This window comes from Imperialibacter sp., from assembly GCF_048007035.1.
In the GTDB taxonomy this organism is placed as follows: domain Bacteria; phylum Bacteroidota; class Bacteroidia; order Cytophagales; family Cyclobacteriaceae; genus Imperialibacter.
In genome coordinates this window covers 4,174,235-4,193,892 of sequence record NZ_CP180355.1, presented here as the reverse complement: position 1 = coordinate 4,193,892, position 19,658 = coordinate 4,174,235, and the positions used below count along the sequence as shown (strand labels likewise).

Genomic DNA, 19,658 nt, shown 5'->3' with positions numbered 1-19,658 from the left:
CCAATTTATAAATACTTCTCCAACATTTCATCCATTTGTTGCTGAAGATCCGTGGCAGCTAGCTTGGCTTTGTCAGCGAAATCGGCGCCATTACCTGCGTAGATAATACCTCTTGCTGAGTTAACCAGCAGTCCGCATTGGCTGTTCATGCCATACTTACAGGTGGCTTCCAGGTCACCTCCCTGCGCACCAATGCCTGGCACAAGCAGAAAATGCTCCGGAGCGAGGACTCTCACTTCTTTGAACATTTCGCCTCTGGTAGCGCCCACCACATACATCATGTTGTCGGCACTCCCCCACTGCTGACTGGTGGCAATTACCTTTTCAAAAAGCTTTTGACCATTTGCCATAGGCTCATTCTGGAAGTCGGCAAAACCTTCGTTGCTGGTGAGCCCCAGCAGAATCACCCATTTGCCGTCGAACTGCAGAAAGGGCTTCACCGAGTCCCTACCCATATACGGAGCCACTGTAATGCTATCAAAGCTCATGGCCTCAAAGAACGCCCTGGCATACAAAGCAGATGTGTTGCCAATGTCGCCTCTTTTGGCATCGGCTATTGTGAAAATATCGTTGGGGATATAGTCCAGCGTTTTTTGCAGCGACTCCCAGCCTTTTGGCCCCATGGCTTCATAGAAAGCTATATTAGGTTTGTAGGCAACCGTTACATCTGCTGTCGCATCAATGATTTGCTTGTTGAATTCAAAGATGGGATCCTTCTCTTTGTGAAGATGTGAGGGAATCTTCGTGATGTCTGTATCGAGGCCAACACACAAAAAAGAACGCTTCTTCTTAATATTGGCAAATAGTTCCTGGCGAGTCATGCGGCAAAGATAAACATAAGCTGCATTTGACATTGCAGGAATTTACTTTCAATATAAAAGCCCTTTAGTCTCGGTTTTACTTGCCTTACGCATTGTCAGGTATCATATTGCGGATATTCTTTATTCATTCAAAGGCTGGCTTGTTTTGGCTGGCCAAATCAAAAAAAGCATGTTCCCAAATTCCAGCTCTTCCATTGAGCTCAGCCGGTTGGCATTAGAAAACAACATTGATTTTCTTAGAAAATTAGTAGGCCCTGATGTGACAATTTCTTCGGTGCTGAAAGGAAATGCCTATGGACATGGCATCAAACACATGGTGCCTGAGTTGGAAAGACTGGGTATTCGTCATTTTTCTGTGTTCGGCTCGTTTGAAGCGTTGGATGTAGCCAGTTTCAGCACAGAGTCGTCCACCATTCTAATCATGGGTGACATTCTGGATGACCACATGCCGTGGATGATTGAAAATGATGTGGAATGCTTTGTGTTCAATAAAATCAGATTGAACGCCCTCTGTAAGCAAGCCCGGCTAATGAAGAAAAAAGCCCGCATTCATCTTGAGCTGGAAACGGGCATGAACCGCACGGGTATTAACCCCAGTGAGTGGAAAGAGATGGCTGCGCTTTTGCAGGATTATAGCGACTGCATCGAAGTGATTGGCATGTGTACTCATTTTGCCGGGGCAGAGAGCGTTTCTAACTATAAACGTATCCTCAACCAAAAGGAGATATTCAGCAACGGAGTGGCTTATTTTAAAGGCAAAGGAATAAACCCAACCATCCTCCACACTTCGTGCAGTGCCGGGGCCATTATGTATCCGGAAAACAATCTGAACATGGTGAGAATTGGGATACTACAATACGGGCTTTGGCCAAGCCAGGAAACACAGGTGAGCTACATGAGGGAGCACAAACTTACTGAAGATCCTTTGAGCAGGGTGATTTCGTGGAGAAGCCATGTGATGGACATCAAAACAGTGAAGATGGGCGAGTTCATTGGCTATGGCACATCGTTCCTTGCTGAATACGACATGAGGGTGGCAAGTGTGCCAGTCGGCTATAGCTATGGCTTCAGCCGGGGCCTGAGCAACCACGGAAGGGTGCTGATCAATGGCCACCGGCTGAGTGTGGTGGGCGTGGTGAACATGAACATGTTTTTAGTGGAAATCACCCATGCCGAAGTGAATATTGGCGACAAAGTAACGCTAATAGGCAATGATGGAGACCTGTCGATATCCGTTTCCCACTTCAGCAACTTGAGCGAGCAGCTAAACTACGAGCTACTGACGAGGTTGGACAAGGATATTCCGAGGGTGGTGGTGTGAGATAGCAAAAAGCGAAGTCTCTAAACTTTCGGAGCCAGCCACAATCCCCCAAACCCGACCAGCAGCAGCAGATAGAAAATAACTGCAGAGATCGGCTTTTTGATGGCCTGCATGTATTGCCTGGAGATTCCTGGCTCCTTACCGGCATGCAACGCAGTATTAGCTATTTGCTGAGTAACAGCTACAGAATGCCAGTCTGACTGTTCATGCACGAAAAAATGCATTGATTGCCCGGCAGCATCCACAAAAAGCGAGTCCCACCCAGATGCATCCGGCCAAATAGTGCCGCTCCAAACATTGTCAAGCTGCCAGCTTTCTAGCAGCGGAACTGTTTCACCTTTGTACCTCACCAGCGGCGGCTCTTCTAAAGAACTTATAACGGTAAATCGAACGGGTTCATCTATAAAATATGGTTCTTTGGTCTCTACCTGAATATCGCAGCACATAGCTGCCCTCCTGGCCAGCGACTCAATCACTTCCATCCACAGAGCCGCATAAGTGAGCTCCTGCCCTTTCAAAACCAACCTGTAAGTGTCCTGCCACAGCGACGTTCCTATTTTCCCCAAACCCTGGTAAGCATAAGCGGCGAGCAGACTACCACTTCCATCCTCCCAAACCGGGATTACTTCCGGCGACTTGTCAATCGCAAGCCCTACCCCACTCAAGCTAACTTGCCTGCCCAAGTCAACAGCAACCGACAAAGTATCCCCATCATGCCGAGTCAACTGAAAAGGTAGCCAACGACTGGGCCTCCGGCTGGCAGACACTTCGTTGACTGTGATAAAGACACCCAACCCCTGATCTACGGCTGCGTTCAGGGCATTTGCCTCCGCTCTGCTCAATGCATCCAACGATGCCTCATCTATCCATAGCAAATCGGCATCGTCCAAAAGAGTCGTTGTTAATCTCCTGAACGGCACCTCGGCTTGATTGGCAAACTCGTAGCGAAACTTGTCCTTCGATAGCTGATACCTCAGCGCCAGGGAATGTCCTTGCTTTGCCATCAGATTTTTCAAATACCTCGATTCAAAAGTTGGGAATTGGCTAATGAAAACCATTTTCAGCTTTCTTTCTTCGGCTACCTGCACCGGAACTTTGTAAGTGGCGATTGAGGAGCCTGCACTATCCAACGACTCCAATTCGTAGATAAACTTACCAGCCAGTTTAGGGGTAAAGCCAAAGGAAAATTCCTTCGTGCTTGAAGAAAGGCGTAGTGAGTCGATCTTTCCCTCGGGGCCACTCCACCTGATCATGCCTCCTGATGCTACGTGGTTCACATTCCCGCTGACGGCACTTCTCCTGTTCGTACTCACTTTCTCGGGGACATTGATTGCCTGAATGCCCTCAGGATACGACGACGGAAAATAGGCAAATCGAAGGGGAGCTGCATCGTTAAAAACATAGTCGGGCAGTCCGTCTCCCAGCACATAGCGAACCCTTTCCTTGATTCCTGCCAGCTCATTAAATGATTTGAGTTCAGCAGCTGCTTTAAAGTCAGCTGCGCCAGGTGCCTTATACACGCTCAACCCCCGGTTCGATTGAAGGAGGCTATCCACCTCTTCCACATTGTACCCTTGGGTAAGCAGCATGATGTCCGACAGAACACTCTCGGTTTGATAATGAGGTTTTAGCAGGATGCCAGCCAGGCCAATAAAGGCCAGCAACAGTGCTGAGAGCCGAAGCAGCTTCCGACCCATTTTTCTCCTCCACTCTGGGATAGCAATAATGGCAAAGAGCAAAATAAGGCCCCATAAGGTCAGGTGGATATTCAGCAAAGGCTCAAATGACAGTATCCAGCTACTCATTCGCCTCCATTCTTTTTAAGAACTGCTGATCGATGGCACTGGCAGCAGTTGGATGCAAAGCAGGCGCAGCAGGCTGTTCAGGTACTATTTCCCACAACGCCTTCCTAATCTTCAGCAGCGATGTTTGGTTTTGAACTATTTCTCCATCAATCAGGCCTTTCAAATGACTCATACTTTCCAGGTATCTTCCAGGGAACTCTATCGCCTGCTGCGCCATTTCATTGCCAGCCAGCTGCAGGACTTCCTTTTCTTCAGCAGTTAACGCAAGGGCAGACTGTAGCATGTACTTTTCCAGCAGAACCAATGCTTTTCTGGAATTCGGAAACGACCTGTTGGGCTCTAACACATATCTCCTCCGGGCAGGATTGATTTCTGCCAAATCACCTGTCAGCCGCTTTTCTTCTTTGATTGGCGGTGGATCGAATCCCGTGCGGTGTACGTAAATGCGGGAGTCGTTACTGATATCTTTTAACAGCTTTAGAATCTTGTATTGATAAGGAAGAGATTGCTCCGGACTGTTCATCCGAAGGTGAAGCTCAGCATCCCACATCATCGACAAAGCCGCTCTCAGCTTCGTTTTAACCGACTGGATATAGAAGGTAGCTTCCTCCTCGCTGTCGTGCATATGAGCGAATGCCTCCAAAGGGTTCTCCTCTTCTTCTCCTGCATGTTCGTGATCTTTTTGCGGCACTAGATTGTGTTCATTTTCGGTGTCATGCGCATGCCCGAATTGTTTCATCGCTTCGTCCGTGTTGGTCGGGGCAGCCACTTCTTCCGGTTCATGCGCTTCGGTTTCGGTGATACCAGACTCAAACTCTTCGCCAAGGAACTGCCCATACCTGAGTCGCAGCACCTTTTGATCATGCCCCAAACCATTGCTGGTGTTATCGAACACTTCCTTCTTTATTTTGCTCCTTTCCGCCACAAGCTTTTCGGAGTCGATGATAATTTGGCGCTGGCTGCGGAAGTACTCAGGCATGAGATCAACCCCGAGCCCTCCATCGTTGGAGACGATGTAAGAGGCCGTGTCCTTTAGCTGTAGAAAGTAGGTCTCTGTTCTTTCCGTTTGCTGTTTGGGCACCTTGTTATCCCAGGCCTCCACATAAAAATAGAGCTCATCGCCAGGTTCCAGGCCCATTTTCTTCAAGTCGATGACTCTTTCTGCCAACACCTTTCTGCCTGAGATGGTCTGTGGCCTTTCAAAAAGCAACTTCTCTTCCCTAAACTTGACCGACTCCCCGCTTCCTTTGGTGACTGTAGCGATCAGGTAGGCGTCCTTTAGGCCATAGTCGTCCGACAAATCTGTTTTTATATTTATTTTCTGAACGTCATTCCACTCGAACTGCTGAAACTGAGGCAAATCCCTTATCGCCAGTTGGGGAGGTAAATCTGCTACCACTTCAAGCTTGTAAAAATCAGAGGCCTTCCATTCACCATCTTGCTGCCAGGCAACCTGATAAAATCCTGTGTTAAAGACTTTGGCCGAACCACCGAGCATCGCCTGCCTTTTTTTTAAGGCCAAAGTATCGGAGCCAGAGAAGATGATCAGTGCTTGCTGTGGCGCTGACGAAAAGCTCAATTCCCAACTGACAACACTGCCTTCAACGGCTTTAACGTTGGGATCGGTAAATGAAACGGTTCTCAGACCTGTATAAGCTGCGGCGCTAATCGTGCCTTCAATACTTTCCAGCACAACCGGCTGAAAAGCACTTTCAGCAGAGGCTGTAGTAGCGGAATTTTCCGCAGCAGTTTGACCAGAACCAACACCGACCGGAATTCCCGGGAAGAAAATGATAAGTAAAATTCCTGCTAATAAAACCACGCTCGCCACCCATAACTGGTGAGGAAAGCGCAGCTTGCTCAACTCCATAATCTTCACCAAAGCCCTCTCTCGTTGTAGCTGCTGTAGACCTGACAAAGGCTGATCAGTCGCCAAAAGGTCAGCACTCCAGTCCAGGTCTGGATATTGCCGATTAATAAAAGACGCCAGTCGTGCAGGGCTTAGCTGGTGCAAGCCAAGCCCGTAGATTCGCTGGAGGAGCACAAGTAAGCCAACGGTTCCGGCAAGTACCAGCGCATCAATTTGGTCAAGACCAGCAATCTCACCAACCACTATCAAAATCAGTCCAACCCCAACTGCAAGACACAGAACTTCAATCAGTCGAAGCGTCAGGTATCTCCGCTGTAACGCTATGAGTTGATGGTTTTGTGTCTGCTTCATTGGCCTCTCCTCCATGCCACAAGGCGTTCAATTACAAGCGTCAAAACCAGGAGTGCCACCAGCCACTGATTGATGTCAGCATAGTTAGCAGAGTTGCTATCGACGTCAACCTCCTCTGGCACTGCCTTGCTCCAACGCCAATCCTCCGGCATCGTTCGACGGTCGCTCTCAGCCATTGCAGGCAGATCAGTCTCGAAAAACTCAGATAGCTCAACAATCAACTGATCTTCCAATGCCACCCTTTTATTGAGCCGTTTGGTGAGTTGCCATTGTCCTGGTGATAGTTGTATCAAAAGATCGTCGGAAGTTGTTTCCTCAAGAAAAACAAAGTCGTTATCCAGCTCAGGAGCAGGTACCGACGCCAGCCAAAAAACTACGGCTTCTTCGTTGGCACTAAAAAACGTAGCACTTTCCGATTGAATATCCATCCTGAAACCAGGCAAATCATTCAAAACCAACAAAGCCGTTTCGAGTACTTTTGCGTCGTAAGCATGTGTTTCGTCTGATACGATAACTACCTTTTTTGCTTGAACCTCAGTAGAGACAGCGCTTTTTATAGCTGCCTTAATCGAGGTGAATTTCGTAAACTTATCATCCGTTTGCTCCGAAACTTCCCAAACGGTATCGCCTTCAATAATGGAGATCACAGGCAGCTTTTCAGCCTCAACTGGCATATCAAACCAGGTAACATGCTCTGGCTTTAGCGGCCTTTTTCCACGAAAGCCGGACATGTAAGCCTTTCTAAAAACAACAGCTTCGCTAATCTTTGCTTCCCCAAGCTGCTCCGCAAGAACCCAATGGTTCGGCGTTTGCTCTTCTGACATCGTGTCTTTGGGGAGAGGGAACCCTTGTTCCAGGTACCTTAGCTCATAGTCGTTGCTCGTCAAGCTGTCTATTATCCGGCTGATATCTTTGTGTTGCTCTGCTCCCCTATCCACCACTACCCATTTTGGAAGGCTCGTCGAAGACTGCAAGAGCAATCCAGCAAGCAAAGCCACCAATGTGAGTAGAAGCAGACTTCTCAATGCCAGTAGCAAAGGCTCATTGAGCTTGACACTTTTGAATTGCCTGGTGGTGGAATCAGTCAGGTGTCGAAGGCTACCCACTTTAATCACTTTGCCTTCTTTCCTGCTCAGCAAATGAATAGCGAGTGGCACAACAAGCCCGAGCAATCCCCAAAGCCATATCGGATTCGTCAACTGCATCATCTTATCATCGATTTACGGGCCTTCAAAAAAGTCCGAAGCACCTCAGGTGCAGGGTCATCAAGGTAGGTCGGTTGGTAGATCACCTGTTTTTGCAACATCCAGTCCCTGGTGGCATCTATCCAATCACTCATCTTTTTGCGATAAATGCTTTGCTGAGCAGGCGAGTCTACTTTTAGCCGTTCACCTGTTTCCAGGTCTTCGAAGGTAAGCTGGGTACTGTAGTTCAATTCCAATTCTTCCCTTCCTATTAAATGGAAGACAATGACTTCATTGCGGGGAGTCTTCAGCTTTCGAATAAAATCGTGGAGGTTCCCTTCGTTGTCATACATATCGGTGAAAAACAGGATCATCTCTTTGCCCTGGTGGCTGTAGATATGCTCCAGCCCATTGCCGATCTTCCAGGTGCTTTCAGCCTTTATCTTTATTAGCTCATTCAAAAACCTGATGTACTGCTGCTGGTCGAAGCGAGGTTGCACAGCGGTAATATCAAGGTCGTTCACAGAAAACAGGCCAAATGTATCACTCTGCTTTCTCGCCAGAAAAGCCAATGCCGCAATCAGCACTTTGGCCATTTGTATTTTACTGACGCCACCCTCGGCATGCTCCATCGACCGGCTGGCGTCCAGCATAAACTTCACCGTGATATTGGTTTCGATCTCTGACTGTTTGATGTAGTAGCGCTCGGAGCGGGCAAACATCTTCCAGTCGAGCTGACGAAGGTCGTCGCCGGGCTCGTAGCTTCTGTACTGGCTGAACTCCTGCCCGGCCCCTACAGACTGACTTGGGTTGCCTCCGCTCATGTAGCCTTCCACTATCACACGGGCTACCAGCTCCAACCCGTTAACGGTGGAGAGGATCTCTGGTGTGAGTAACTGGCGAATCTGTGGGTTCACAATAGAAGCCTTTTTAGTTTGCCTTTGAAGGACAAATAATGCCCTGGTTGTTGCCTAAACGCCGCCTGGAAGTTTGATCTTGTCCAAAAGCTCGGCTGTTACTCTGTCAGAAGTGACGCCGTCGGCCTCAGCTTTGAAGTTCATGAGAATTCGATGGCGAAGGACAGGAAATGCGACGCTTTTGATGTCTTCCATGGTCACGGCAAAACGGCCTTTGAGCAAAGCCCTAGCCTTCGCAGTTAAAATCATCGCCTGTCCCGCTCTTGGCCCGGCGCCCCAGCGCACCCATTCGTTCACAAAGCTCACCTCACTTTCGCCAGCTCTGGTAGCTCGCACTGCCCGGCTCACAAAGCCAATAAGGTCTTTACTGATATGCACCTCCCTGACCAGCTTCTGTGCTTCCAGAATTTCTCCGCCTTTGATAACGCTTTTCACCGCTTCTTTCTTCTTACCAGTAGTGCTTTCCAAAATATTAAGCTCTTCCTCGGCTGTTGGGTAGCCTATGCGGATGTACAAAAGAAAACGGTCAAGCTGGGCTTCCGGCAGTGGAAAAGTACCCGCCTGCTCAATCGGGTTTTGCGTGGCCAAAATAAAGAAAGGCCTCTCCAGCGGATAGGTTGTTCCGGCATAAGTAACCTCAAACTCCTGCATAGCCTCAAGCAATGCCGACTGCGTTTTGGGCGACGTTCGGTTAATTTCATCTGCCAGAATGATATTGGCGAAAATGGGGCCTTTATTGAACTTGAATATCCTTTTGCCTGTGGTATGGTCTTCTTCCAGTATTTCCGTACCAATGATATCGGTCGGCATCAAATCGGGAGTGAATTGAATCCGCCTGAACTTGAGGTCGATGGCTTCCGATAGCGTTCTGATCATCAGCGTCTTCGCCAAGCCCGGCACGCCTTCGAGCAGGCCATGGCCTCCCGCCAGAAACGTGATCAGCAGTTGATCAATTGTTTCTCCCTGGCCCACTATCACCTTCCCAATTTCCTTCTTCAGGTCACCCAGGCTGGTTACCAGCTTTTCAGCCGTCTTTTCTATCTCTTTTAATTCTGCATTCATGCTATCAATGTCTCAAACCCAACCAGCTAAAAGGTCAGGCCATCATGGCGTACATCACTATATTAATACTAAACCTGGTGTTGTCGATCTTATAGAACCGTTTGTTGCGGAAGTCATAATCCCACTCACAACCGTAATCTTTGTTGCTGTAAAGCACCCCTATCCTTCCGTCCACTTCTATCGCTTTCAGGTAGTCATGCACAATATCGTCGCCCCAACCGTTCAGCTCCTGCGAGGTGGTAGGCGGGCCATCGAATTCGAAAAAAGAAGAATAGATAGGGTGATTATTAGGTATTTTCTTCAGCTGGTCCGCTCCAAAAAGCTCTTCCATTTGCGTTTCAAATGACTTGGCAAACAGACCATCGATATCATGGTTGCAGTCGTCCACAAAAACAAAGCCTCCATTTTCCACATACTTCTTGAAGTTGTCCCGTTCGGTAGCGGTAAACTCAACCAGCTTGTGGCCGCTCAGGTAACAAAAAGGACTGTTGAAAATCTCATCAGAGCTCAGCGAAACAATGTTCTCTCTGGTATTCACCGGCAATGTGGTATACTCCACCAGAGAATTGAGCAAATTGGACGGCATGCGCTGATCTACATCCCAGTCACCTGATTCATACTGAAGCCGTGTAAAGAAAAACTCCTCAAAACGCTTTTTGCTCATACCTGTTTACTACTAAACGTCTTCCCGACAACACCAAGGTGCCGGGAAGACGTTCCCTTCAGAGTTTTAAACAGCGTCAGATAAACTGGAGAAGGTAAAGTCCCTGATTTTCATGTAAGGAATCAGGTTACCATCAGTCCGCACCTGCTTGCCCAGCGTTTCCAGATTGTTGAGCATGATCACAGGGCTTTCGTTGAAACGGAAGTTCTTCACAGGATAGGCGATCTTGCCATTTTCGATGTAGAAAGTACCGTCACGGGTAAGGCCTGTATAAAGCAACGTTTGAGGATCAACCGTTCTGATATACCAGAAACGAGTCACCAAAATGCCTTTTTTTGTATCCTTGATCATGTCCTCAAGACTAGCTGTGCCACCTTCCATGATCGCATTGCCGGGGAATGGCACTGGCGCTACACCTTGTTTCTCAGCCCAGTATCGGTCGTAGAACATGTTGCTTACCACACCGTTCTTAAGGATGTCCATTTTCTTCCTGGCCTGGCCATCCTGTGTCCAGGGAGAAGCAGGCACTTCAGTATTGAAAGGATCGGTATAGATATTTACTCTCTCATCAACTATCTTTTCTCCCAGCTTCGTTCCTCCGCCTTTTTTAGCGAGAAAGCTTCTTCCTTCGTCGGCCTGGCGTGCCCCCATACTCCGTAGCATATTCTGCAAAAGATCAGAAGCCGCAGCGGGCTCAAGAATCACAGTATATTTGCCGGGCTCAATGGCTTTGGCAGTGCTTGATTTCACAGCTTTCTCAATCGCAATTTTCGATGCTTCTGCCGTATCAAGTTTGCTTACGTCGTTGTAGTCTCTCGTGGCCCAGCCTGAACCCAGTCCGTCGTTGGTACGCATGGTCACGGTAAAGTTGACGTTAGTAGACCTGTTGTAGGCAAAAAGACCCTTGGTGTTCATCATGGAGGCAAAGCCGTAGCTATCTTCCAGGAACCCAGCTGCAGTTACATCTTTAGCTGCCGCAGGATTGATGCTATTGGCGGCTGCCTGCGCCCTGTATTCTGGGGTTATCTTGGCTGTTGCTTCGGCGTAAGATTTTGATTCACCATAGGTCTGTTGCTCAAGAGGCCCCATAAATTCAGGGTTTTCTGGCGCCAGCTGTGCCAGTTCTTCCGACCTTCTCACTGCTTTTTCTAGCGACGCATCGTCGAATTCATTCACAGTTGCAGTGCCCGACTTCTTCCCGAAGTTCGATTGCACCACCAGCGTCACATCGCTGTTTTCCCCAGCAGTAGAAACGGTGTTCCTTGCATAGCGGATATTGCCCCCATTGGAGCCGTTGAGGTTAGCCTCGCAAGCATCCGCCTTCGAGAATTTCATCACCTTCTCCAGGATCGCCCTTGCTTCGTCTTTTGAAAATATTGCCATTTTGAATTCTGATTTCGAGTTAGTTAATAGGTTAAATGCTTCTCGCAGTATTGATCACGTTGATACCGTTGAACCTTGTGGTGGCGCTCCCATGAGATACTGCACTGGATTGTCCCGGCTGGCCTTTGCCATCAAAGAAAGAGCCATTGAGTCGGTAGTCTCTGCTGTCGCAAACCTGCACACAGGAATTCCAAAACTCCTGAGTGTTCGACTGGTAAGCCACGTCTTTCAGCATACCAGCTATCTTTCCGTTCTTGATTTCGAAGAACAGCTGTCCTCCAAACTGGAAGTTGTAGCGCTGCTGGTCGATGGAGAATGAGCCGTCCTTTACAATGTAAACGCCTTTGTCAATGCCCCCGATAAGCTGTTCGGGCGTAAGCTGCTCTTTGCCGGCCTTAAACGACACATTGGCCATGCGCTGGAATTGAACGCTGCTCCAGCTGTCAGCATAGCAGCAGCCATGCGACTCAGTTTCTCCTATGATCTTGGCCTGGTCTCTGATGGCCTGGTAGTTCACCAGCGTACCGTCCTTTACCAGATCCCACTCTTTTGTCTTCACACCTTCATCGTCCCAGCCCACGGCACCTAGCGAACCTACCTGCGTTTTATCAGCCACAAAGTTGACTTGCTTGCTACCATAGTTGAACTTCTTGGTCTCCCATTTGTCCAAAGTAGCGAAGCTGGTGCCTGCGTAGTTGGCCTCATAGCCGAGCACCCTGTCCAGTTCGAGCGGGTGCCCCACCGACTCATGAATGGTCAACCACAGATGCGAAGGTTCCAGTGCCAAATCATATTTACCAGGCTCCACCGATTTTGCTGAAAGTATCTCTTTCACTTGTTGCGCCGCCATGGTAGCATCTTCCACCATGTCATACGACTTATCGTAAAGCGTTACGCCTGCGGGGCCAACGATCTTGTCTTCAGCACGGCCGTCGAGGTACTCGTAGCCCATGCCCACTGGAGCGCTGAAAGAGCCACGCTGCTTGTACTGCCCTGAATCTTTATCAATAGCAGTCACGGTAAAGAAAGGCCAGGTTCTGTGCACATCCTGATCGATGTATGATCCTTCAGATGAAGCAAAATACTTTTGCTCATTCACCAGAAACAGAATGTTGTTAATGTAGCTTGCTCCGTTCTCCATTGCCCTTGCATTCGCATTCAGCAGAAGGTCAGCTTTGTCTTTTATGGTTACTTCGAATCCGTTTTTCTTGATCGGTGTTTTATAACTCACCTCGCCATAACCTTTCACCGGCACCAGTTCTACGGGCGATGTCTGGAATTTGGAATTGGCTTTGGCAATGGCCACCGCTTGCCTTGCTGCTTTCGCAATTCCCTCCTCGGTCACATCGTTGGTAGATGCAAACCCCCAGGTGCCGTTGGCAATCACACGGATGCCCGTACCGAACGACTCGGTATTGACCATGTTCTGCACCTTGTCTTCACGAGTGATCACGAACTGATTAAGGTATCTACCGATACGAACATCAGTGTAAGTTGCTCCCGCCGAACGGGACGCATTGAGTGCCACATCGGCCAGTCTTTTCTTCTGGATCACGTCCAGGGCAGGCTCCAGCAGTCGGCTGGGGTCTACCGATTTGGCGAAAGCGGAAACAGGCAACATCATTGCTCCAGCTCCCAAACCCGCCAGTTGAACAAAATCTCTTCTTCTCATGGGTTAATGTAAATTAGTCCTTGTATTATTTTAGTTTGAGTTCCTTGCTTGTTCAAAGACTATTAAATAGTCCTTCCAGTATTAATCACATTCACTCCATCAAACCTTGTGGTGGAGCTTCCGTGCGATACAGCACTTACCTGCGAGGGCTGACCTTTGCCGTCGAAGAAAGAGCCGAACATTCTATAATCATTTTCATCACATATTTTCACACAGCTATTCCAGAATTCCTGGGTATTGCTTTGGTAGGCCACATCGTTGAGCATGCCAACAATCTCTCCGTTCTTGATTTCATAGAAGACAGTGCCGCCAAACTGGAAGTTGTAGCGTTGCTGGTCGATAGAGTACGAACCTCTGCCTGCAATGTAAATGCCTTTTTCTACGTCTTTGATCATATCAGCCGAGGAGTATTTCTCCTTGCCAGGCGCTAGTGAAACATTTGGCATGCGCTGGAACTGCACGTCCTGCCATGTCTGGGCATAGCAGCAGCCATGCGACTCATTCTGACCGAGAATATGAACCTGGTCACGAATGGCTTCATAGTTCACCAGAATACCGTCTTTGATCAGGTCCCAACGCTTGGTCTTCACTCCTTCATCGTCGTAACCCACAGCACCCAGGGAGCCGGGCTGTAGCTTGTCAGCAAAAATATTCACCTCCTTGCTGCCATAGTTGAAGTCGCCTGACTTCCATTTATCCAATGTAGCAAAGCTTGTCCCGGCATAATTGGCCTCATAGCCAAGCACCCTGTCCAGCTCTAGTGGATGCCCCACCGACTCGTGGATTGTTAAACCAAGGTGGTTCGGTTCCAGCACCATCGTATATTTACCCGGATCCACCGACTTGGCATCAAGCATTTCCTTCGCCTGAAGTGCCGCCGTTTTGGCATCCTCTACTATATCGTAGCTGTTTTTGTACAGCTTCATGCCACCGGGGCCTTCCAGCTTGTCCGATTCCTTTGGAAGCATGTACTCCCATCCCATTCCCATTGGAGCACTCATGGCAGAGCGGGACTTGAATTTTCCTTCGGCACGGTTCACGGCATTCACGTTGAATGTTGGCCATATCCTGTGCACATCCTGGTCGATATATGACCCTTCCGTAGAAGCAAAGTACTTCTGCTCATTCACCATGAACAGGTTAGAGTTCACAAAGCTAGCACCAGCGTCCATGGCTGCTGCGTTGGCGGCTAGTAGCAAATCAACTTTTTCGGATACAGGCACTTCGAAAGCACTCTTTTCTATTGGGCTTTTCCAGCTTACTTCCCCGTATGACTGAACAGGAGCCAGCTTCACAGGGTCAGTCTGAAATTTTGAATTGGCTTTGGCTATGGACACCGCCTGCATAGTAGCTTTTTGAATACCTGCCGGATTGACCTCGTTGGTGGAGGCAAAGCCCCAGGTACCATTGGCGATAACTCTAATGCCTACACCAAACGACTCAGTGTTGACTATGTTTTGCACCCTCGTTTCTCTGGTAAACACATATTGGTTGAGGTACCTTCCTATCCTCACGTCGGCGTAGGTAGCTCCGTTCGCCTTTGCCGCATTCAGTGCCACGTCAGCAAACTGCTTCTTTTGGGCCACATCCAGTGGCGACTCCAAAAAGCGCTGTACCGGCACCGCATTCCCTATCATTGGAATCGACAAAGCAGCCCCTGCCATTCCTAAACCTGCTATCTGTACAAAGTCTCTGCGTCTCAAAGTATTATCGCTTTTGTAGTAATAAGAAATTTTTCTTGCGTCCCTTCAAACAAAAGGAGCTGATCGTTAAATAAGTTGTAAAATACACAGCTTCAGTTACACAACGATAGTAAAAAATGGTCAGCGGTTAGAAATGGGTTTGGAGGATAAGAATCATCAAGCTAATGCGCTGTAAATTAAGTGTGGCAATCATTTATATACCAGGAAAGACAAAAGGTGCCGATAGATCAGAGAATCTAAGCCGGGTCGCCCGGCGCTGCCTTAGCGAAAAACTGTCTTGGTGTTTAAGAATAGTACAATATATATTTCCAAGGAAAATTGGAGTCAGCAAGCATCGGCTGACAGTTACCAAGTTCCGTTCTCCGCTGAGCACCAGCGACATAGCGTTCGGATTACGGCATAGAATTTTATATTGACAATACCTGATCGACCCGGAGACAGGCCGAAAGCCCTCCTTCCGTCATATTTTTACATGTTATTTTCCTAATTAAAGTAAAGTCTTATACATTAAGAGGGTCTATTTTAGCGGAATTACTTCTTGACGCCTGTTGATAGGCAAACCAGCAAAAGATAAAATGAGAACAAGCAAGGACAGTTCATTTGTTACTTACACAAGTCTGGCCGTCAACTTTATTGCCGTCCTGGTAATTACTGGGTGGATTATTGGATTCGACAGTCTGCTAGCGGTAGCTCCTGGCCTGCCAACGATGAAATTCAATACTGCTCTGGGCTTTTTGTTCGCCGGCCTGGCTTTGACTTTCCTTGACACTTTCAGGAACGGATTCAACCTGCCTGTCCAGCTATTTTCTGCCTTAACCATGCTGATTGGCCTCCTTACGCTTTCGCAATATGCGTTTGGCTACTCGTTGGGGGTTGATGAATTCTTCTTTGTCGACAATATTTCGAGAGTGGCAAATGCGCCCTACCCGGGTCGTATGTCGGCCGCTACTGCTACGTGTTTTCTATTGCTGGGGGCCTCCCTGCTGATTTTTTCGTCATCCAGGGTGCGGCTTTTGCCGCTTGCACAGTATGTTCTTCATCTGGTGAGCCTGCTCTCATTTATTTCACTAATGGGCTTTTTCTATCAGGTTCCCTCAAGTGCTAAACTGCCGTTTTTTAGCACAATGGCCATTCACACTTCAATCACTTTTTTATTGATTTCATTAGCGGCGAGTCTCAGTCGGCCGCACCTCGGGTTGGTTGGCTTTTTTAAGGGACGGAACCTTGGCACCTGGCTGGCGAAGCGGCTCCTGCCGCAAATCGGCGTTCTCGTTATAGCGCTGGGCTTTTTAATGATTCTTTCCAAGAGATTTGGCATAGTATCAGTGGAATTCGGCATTTCGCTACAAACAATCTCCTTTCTGGCAATTTGCCTTGTCCTCATCCTGAGAGTGGCCTTCATACTCAATAGAGTGGATACCGAACGACAAGAAGCCGAAAATCAACTTTCAGACCTCAACCAGTCGCTGGAAGAAAAAATTGCAGAGCGAACGGAAGAACTAAATTTGCTTAATGAAAGGCTACAACTGGCTACCAGTAGTGGAAACGTTGGTTTGTGGACCATCGATGTCAAGGATAACTTCCTTGATGTAAATGAGGCATTGAGAAAAATTTGGGGTTTTGACCCCTACGAGCCAATATCTCTGGACTCATTAAGCAAAAGGACTCACCCGGAAGACCTGGCACGGGCCGACAAAGCATTTGATCTCGCCATAAAAAATAAGCTGGTCATCGATTTTGAGCATCGGATTGTCTTACCCAACAAATCTGTTAGATATATCAAGGTCAATGGTGTAGTCCATTATGACGAACAGGGCAACCCTTTCCGAATTGCGGGCACTCATTGGGACATTACCGAACAAAAGCTTTTTGAAATAAGTCTGGAGGAAAGCGATAGGCGGAACAGAGTTTTTGTCGCACAAGCTCCATCAGCCATTGCCATGTTCGATACCGAAATGAGGTACCTGGCTGCATCGGAAAAATGGAAAGAAGACTATGGCATAATAGACAAAGAAATTATTGGAGTCTCACACTATGAGATTTTTCCTGAAATAGGCGACGACTGGAGGGAAATTCATAAGGAGTGTCTCAACGGTGCGGTGAACAAAGTAGATGAGGCATCCTTCAGCCGGGCAAACGGCTCTGTGCAATGGCTAACCTGGGAGGTGCGACCATGGTATAAAAATGAAGGCGTTGTAGGAGGGCTTATTATGTACACCGCTGACATAACTTCACTAAAGCAGAAAGAAGAGGAAAAAAAACGTCTGGAGTCCATTCTAAAGCAAGCCAGTGAAACTGCAAGTATCGGTGCCTGGGAGGTGGATTTGGTTAACAACACCGTGTATTGGGACAAAATAACGAAGGAACTACATAAAGTGGCTGCCGATTATGAACCCAAACTTGACGGCGCAATCCAGTTCTTCAAAGAAGGCGAAAGCAGACAGAAAATAGAAGCCGCAGTTCAGAACGCAATATTAGACGGAACTCCATACGACTTAGAAGTGGAACTCGTTGCAGCCGATGGATCGCTCGTATGGACCAGGGCCGTAGGGCAGGCAGAGTTTAGCGACGGCACTTGCCGCAGGCTTTTTGGCGTTTTTCAAGATATAGACCAAATAAAAAAGGCTGAGCTCAACCTAAAGGTAAGCGAAGAACAATTCAGGGGTGCATTCCAGTATTCGGCCATTGGAATGGCGTTGGTGTCGCCTGACGGCAAATGGAAACAGGTAAATAGCCGTGTTTGCGAAATGCTTGGATTTGAGGAGAAAGAGCTTCTGCAAACCACCTTTCAGGAGATAACTCACCCCGAAGACCTGGAGAGTGACCTTCAACACGTACAAAAGGTGCTGGCCGGAGAGATTGATTCATACAAAATGGAAAAACGGTATTTTCATAAAAATGGAAATATCGTCTGGGTGCTACTGAGCGTTTCACTGGTGCGAGATGCCAACAACCAGCCTCTCCATTTCATTTCTCAAATAGAAGATGTCACAGAAAGGAAAGCAACAGAGAATGCCCTGAAAGAAGAAAGAAAGCTTCTTAAATCGTTGATCGACAATATTCCGGTCAATATTTACATCAAAGATTTGGAGTCGAGAAAAACACTTGTCAATAGGCTGGAAATGGAATATTCGGGCTTCAAAAAAGAATCAGAGGTGATTGGCAAAACCGACTTCGATCTGTACCCGGAGGAGTCAGCCAAAGTATCAAGAGAAGAAGATCTTGAAGTATTCAATACTGGCAAACCAATTCTTAACAAAGAGACTATCAACACCCGGCATGATGGCAGTACGAATTGGTTTCTGTCATCGAAGATTCCCATGCAAAATGACAGAGGAGAAATAGTTGGACTGATAGGGATTAGCTACAATATCACAGCCAGGAAACTTGCCGAGCGGGCGCTGCAAGAAAGTGAACAGCGCTGGCATTTCGCCCTTGAAGGAGCCAACGATGGCGTGTGGGATTGGAACCTGGCAACCGGAGAAGTCTTTTACTCTAAAAGGTCTCTTAGCATAATTGGGATCGACAATAAAGCCTCCTCCGGTAAATCCGAATTCTGGGATCGGCGGGTACATCCAGATGACAAGGAAGCCTATTTTGAGGAAATGCAAAAACACCTGAGGGGTGAAATTGAAATTTATATCAATGAGCATCGTGTGCAACATGAAGATGGGCACTATGTTTGGGTACTTGATCGGGGCAAAGTCACGGAATTTGACGAAAAGGGCCAGCCTTTGCGAGTCATCGGCACTCATTCGGACATTACCTGGCGCAAGGAAAAAGAGGCGCAGGTCAGGCACTCGTTTGATATTATCAGCGAGCAGAACAAGCGGCTGCTCAACTTTGCCCACATAGTTTCGCACAACCTCCGCTCCCATTCGGGCAACCTTGAGATGATGATCAATCTCATCAACATGACTTCAACTCCGGAGGAGAAAGAAGAACTTATTCAGCACCTGGCGCAAATATCAGGATCACTGAGCGAAACTATCACCAATTTGAATGAGGTGGTCAAAATACAGGTGGATATTAACACTCAAACAGAGGAACTCAACCTGAAGGAGTACTTCGTCAAAACAATGCACATACTGACGGGCGACATAAAGGAGAAAAGAGCAAAAATAAATTTAAACATAAGCGACGACGTCACAATTACTTACAACAGAGCCTATCTGGAAAGCATCTTGCTCAACTTCCTGAGCAATGCTATCAAGTACCGTCACCCCGAGAGAAATCCAGTAGTTAATATCGATTTTATTACCACTAATAATTCAAAATTTTTGCAAATTGCCGACAACGGCATGGGAATAGATCTCAAGCTCCACAAGGAAAAGCTATTCGGAATGTATAAGACATTTCATGGTAACGCCGATGCGAAAGGGATTGGCCTTTTCATTACAAAGAATCAGGTGGAGAGTATGGGAGGTAGGATTGAGGTAGAAAGCGAAGTGCGTGTAGGAACGACATTTAAAATATATTTTGCATGAGTATGGTAGATTTGGCGTGTATTATAGACGATGATCAGATATATGTGTTTGGCCTTAGAAAGCTGATTGATTTTCATAAGTACAGTAAAAATCTATTGGTTTTCAAAAATGGTGCAGAGGCAATTAAGTACATGAAGCCCTTGATTACTTCCAGTGACGAATTGCCTGATGTTATACTACTCGATATTAACATGCCAGTGATGGATGGGTGGCAGTTTCTTGACGAATTTGTGAAGATTAAGCCCTTGATAAAAAAGAAGATCACCATTTACATGGTAAGCTCGTCGATTGACGAAGCAGACCTGGAAAGGGCCAAGAGCTACGAGGAAGTAAGTGATTTCATTGTTAAGCCAGTCAAAGAGCACGACTTAGCCAAAATTCTCGGTTGATAGCTTAACTCATGTTTCTGTCCTTCTTT

Annotated in this window: 13 protein-coding genes; 3 read left to right on the top strand and 10 right to left on the bottom strand. The window is 47.5% G+C overall.

Annotated features, from left to right (window positions below; translation table 11 throughout):
- Positions 1-5: 5 nt before the first annotated feature.
- Positions 6-821, bottom strand: coding sequence for an orotidine-5'-phosphate decarboxylase (pyrF, locus tag ACMVP2_RS18075; RefSeq protein ID WP_416868206.1), 816 nt, complete (start codon positions 819-821; stop codon positions 6-8).
- A gap of 169 nt (positions 822-990) precedes the next feature.
- Between pyrF and alr the strand changes: the two genes are divergently transcribed.
- Positions 991-2,142, top strand: coding sequence for an alanine racemase (gene alr / locus ACMVP2_RS18070; protein ID WP_339793413.1), 1,152 nt, complete (start codon positions 991-993; stop codon positions 2,140-2,142).
- A 20-nt stretch (positions 2,143-2,162) separates the two neighbouring features.
- On the opposite strand, the gene ACMVP2_RS18065 is transcribed toward alr, so the two are convergent.
- The 9 genes from ACMVP2_RS18065 to ACMVP2_RS18025 all read right to left on the bottom strand — a co-directional run bounded on the left by ACMVP2_RS18065 (position 2,163) and on the right by ACMVP2_RS18025 (position 14,753).
- Entirely contained in the window at positions 2,163-3,947 is a 1,785-nt protein-coding gene (locus ACMVP2_RS18065; protein WP_416864499.1) for a hypothetical protein, read from the bottom strand.
- A complete protein-coding gene (locus tag ACMVP2_RS18060; RefSeq protein WP_416864498.1) occupies positions 3,940-6,183 on the bottom strand; it encodes a hypothetical protein in 2,244 nt (747 codons plus the stop codon). The genes ACMVP2_RS18065 and ACMVP2_RS18060 overlap by 8 nt, the downstream gene beginning before the upstream one ends.
- Complete coding sequence (locus tag ACMVP2_RS18055; protein WP_416864497.1) at positions 6,165-7,376, bottom strand: BatA domain-containing protein; 1,212 nt, start codon at positions 7,374-7,376, stop codon at positions 6,165-6,167. Before ACMVP2_RS18055 ends, ACMVP2_RS18060 begins: the two co-directional genes overlap by 19 nt.
- Entirely contained in the window at positions 7,373-8,269 is an 897-nt protein-coding gene (locus ACMVP2_RS18050) for a DUF58 domain-containing protein (RefSeq protein WP_339793418.1), read from the bottom strand. The genes ACMVP2_RS18055 and ACMVP2_RS18050 overlap by 4 nt, the downstream gene beginning before the upstream one ends.
- Positions 8,270-8,323: 54 nt before the next feature.
- A complete protein-coding gene (locus ACMVP2_RS18045) occupies positions 8,324-9,331 on the bottom strand; it encodes an AAA family ATPase (RefSeq protein WP_416864496.1) in 1,008 nt (335 codons plus the stop codon).
- A 34-nt stretch (positions 9,332-9,365) separates the two neighbouring features.
- Positions 9,366-9,995 carry a DUF4159 domain-containing protein gene (locus ACMVP2_RS18040; protein WP_416864495.1) on the bottom strand — a complete coding sequence of 210 codons (630 nt, stop codon included), beginning with the start codon at positions 9,993-9,995 and terminating at the stop codon, positions 9,366-9,368.
- A 66-nt stretch (positions 9,996-10,061) separates the two neighbouring features.
- Entirely contained in the window at positions 10,062-11,378 is a 1,317-nt protein-coding gene (locus ACMVP2_RS18035) for a TldD/PmbA family protein (protein ID WP_416864494.1), read from the bottom strand.
- Positions 11,379-11,409: 31 nt separating this feature from the next.
- The gene (locus tag ACMVP2_RS18030; RefSeq protein ID WP_416864493.1) at positions 11,410-13,050 is read right to left on the bottom strand and encodes a TldD/PmbA family protein; all 1,641 of its coding nucleotides are present in this window, start codon (positions 13,048-13,050) and stop codon (positions 11,410-11,412) included.
- Between the two features lie 62 nt (positions 13,051-13,112).
- Positions 13,113-14,753, bottom strand: a complete 1,641-nt coding sequence (locus tag ACMVP2_RS18025) for a TldD/PmbA family protein (protein WP_416864492.1) — start codon at positions 14,751-14,753, stop codon at positions 13,113-13,115.
- Between the two features lie 575 nt (positions 14,754-15,328).
- On the opposite strand from ACMVP2_RS18025, the gene ACMVP2_RS18020 reads away from it, so the two are divergent.
- Both ACMVP2_RS18020 and ACMVP2_RS18015 read left to right on the top strand, forming a co-directional pair.
- Positions 15,329-19,240, top strand: a complete 3,912-nt coding sequence (locus ACMVP2_RS18020) for a PAS domain S-box protein (protein ID WP_416864491.1) — start codon at positions 15,329-15,331, stop codon at positions 19,238-19,240.
- Positions 19,237-19,629, top strand: coding sequence for a response regulator (locus ACMVP2_RS18015; RefSeq protein ID WP_416864490.1), 393 nt, complete (start codon positions 19,237-19,239; stop codon positions 19,627-19,629). The genes ACMVP2_RS18020 and ACMVP2_RS18015 overlap by 4 nt, the downstream gene beginning before the upstream one ends.
- Positions 19,630-19,658: the final 29 nt, after the last annotated feature.

Excerpts from the sequence above, each read along its gene's own strand:
- ACMVP2_RS18020 (WP_416864491.1), top strand. The coding sequence starts at position 15,329 with ATGAGAACAAGCAAGGACAGTTCATTTGTTACTTACACAAGTCTGGCC.
- ACMVP2_RS18040 (WP_416864495.1), bottom strand. The coding sequence starts at position 9,995 with ATGAGCAAAAAGCGTTTTGAGGAGTTTTTCTTTACACGGCTTCAGTAT.
- ACMVP2_RS18015 (WP_416864490.1), top strand. The coding sequence starts at position 19,237 with ATGAGTATGGTAGATTTGGCGTGTATTATAGACGATGATCAGATATAT.
- pyrF (WP_416868206.1), bottom strand. The coding sequence starts at position 821 with ATGACTCGCCAGGAACTATTTGCCAATATTAAGAAGAAGCGTTCTTTT.
- ACMVP2_RS18030 (WP_416864493.1), bottom strand. The coding sequence starts at position 13,050 with ATGAGAAGAAGAGATTTTGTTCAACTGGCGGGTTTGGGAGCTGGAGCA.
- ACMVP2_RS18065 (WP_416864499.1), bottom strand. The coding sequence starts at position 3,947 with ATGAGTAGCTGGATACTGTCATTTGAGCCTTTGCTGAATATCCACCTG.
- alr (WP_339793413.1), top strand. The coding sequence starts at position 991 with ATGTTCCCAAATTCCAGCTCTTCCATTGAGCTCAGCCGGTTGGCATTA.
- ACMVP2_RS18055 (WP_416864497.1), bottom strand. The coding sequence starts at position 7,376 with ATGATGCAGTTGACGAATCCGATATGGCTTTGGGGATTGCTCGGGCTT.
- ACMVP2_RS18035 (WP_416864494.1), bottom strand. The coding sequence starts at position 11,378 with ATGGCAATATTTTCAAAAGACGAAGCAAGGGCGATCCTGGAGAAGGTG.
- ACMVP2_RS18045 (WP_416864496.1), bottom strand. The coding sequence starts at position 9,331 with ATGAATGCAGAATTAAAAGAGATAGAAAAGACGGCTGAAAAGCTGGTA.
- ACMVP2_RS18060 (WP_416864498.1), bottom strand. The coding sequence starts at position 6,183 with ATGGAGGAGAGGCCAATGAAGCAGACACAAAACCATCAACTCATAGCG.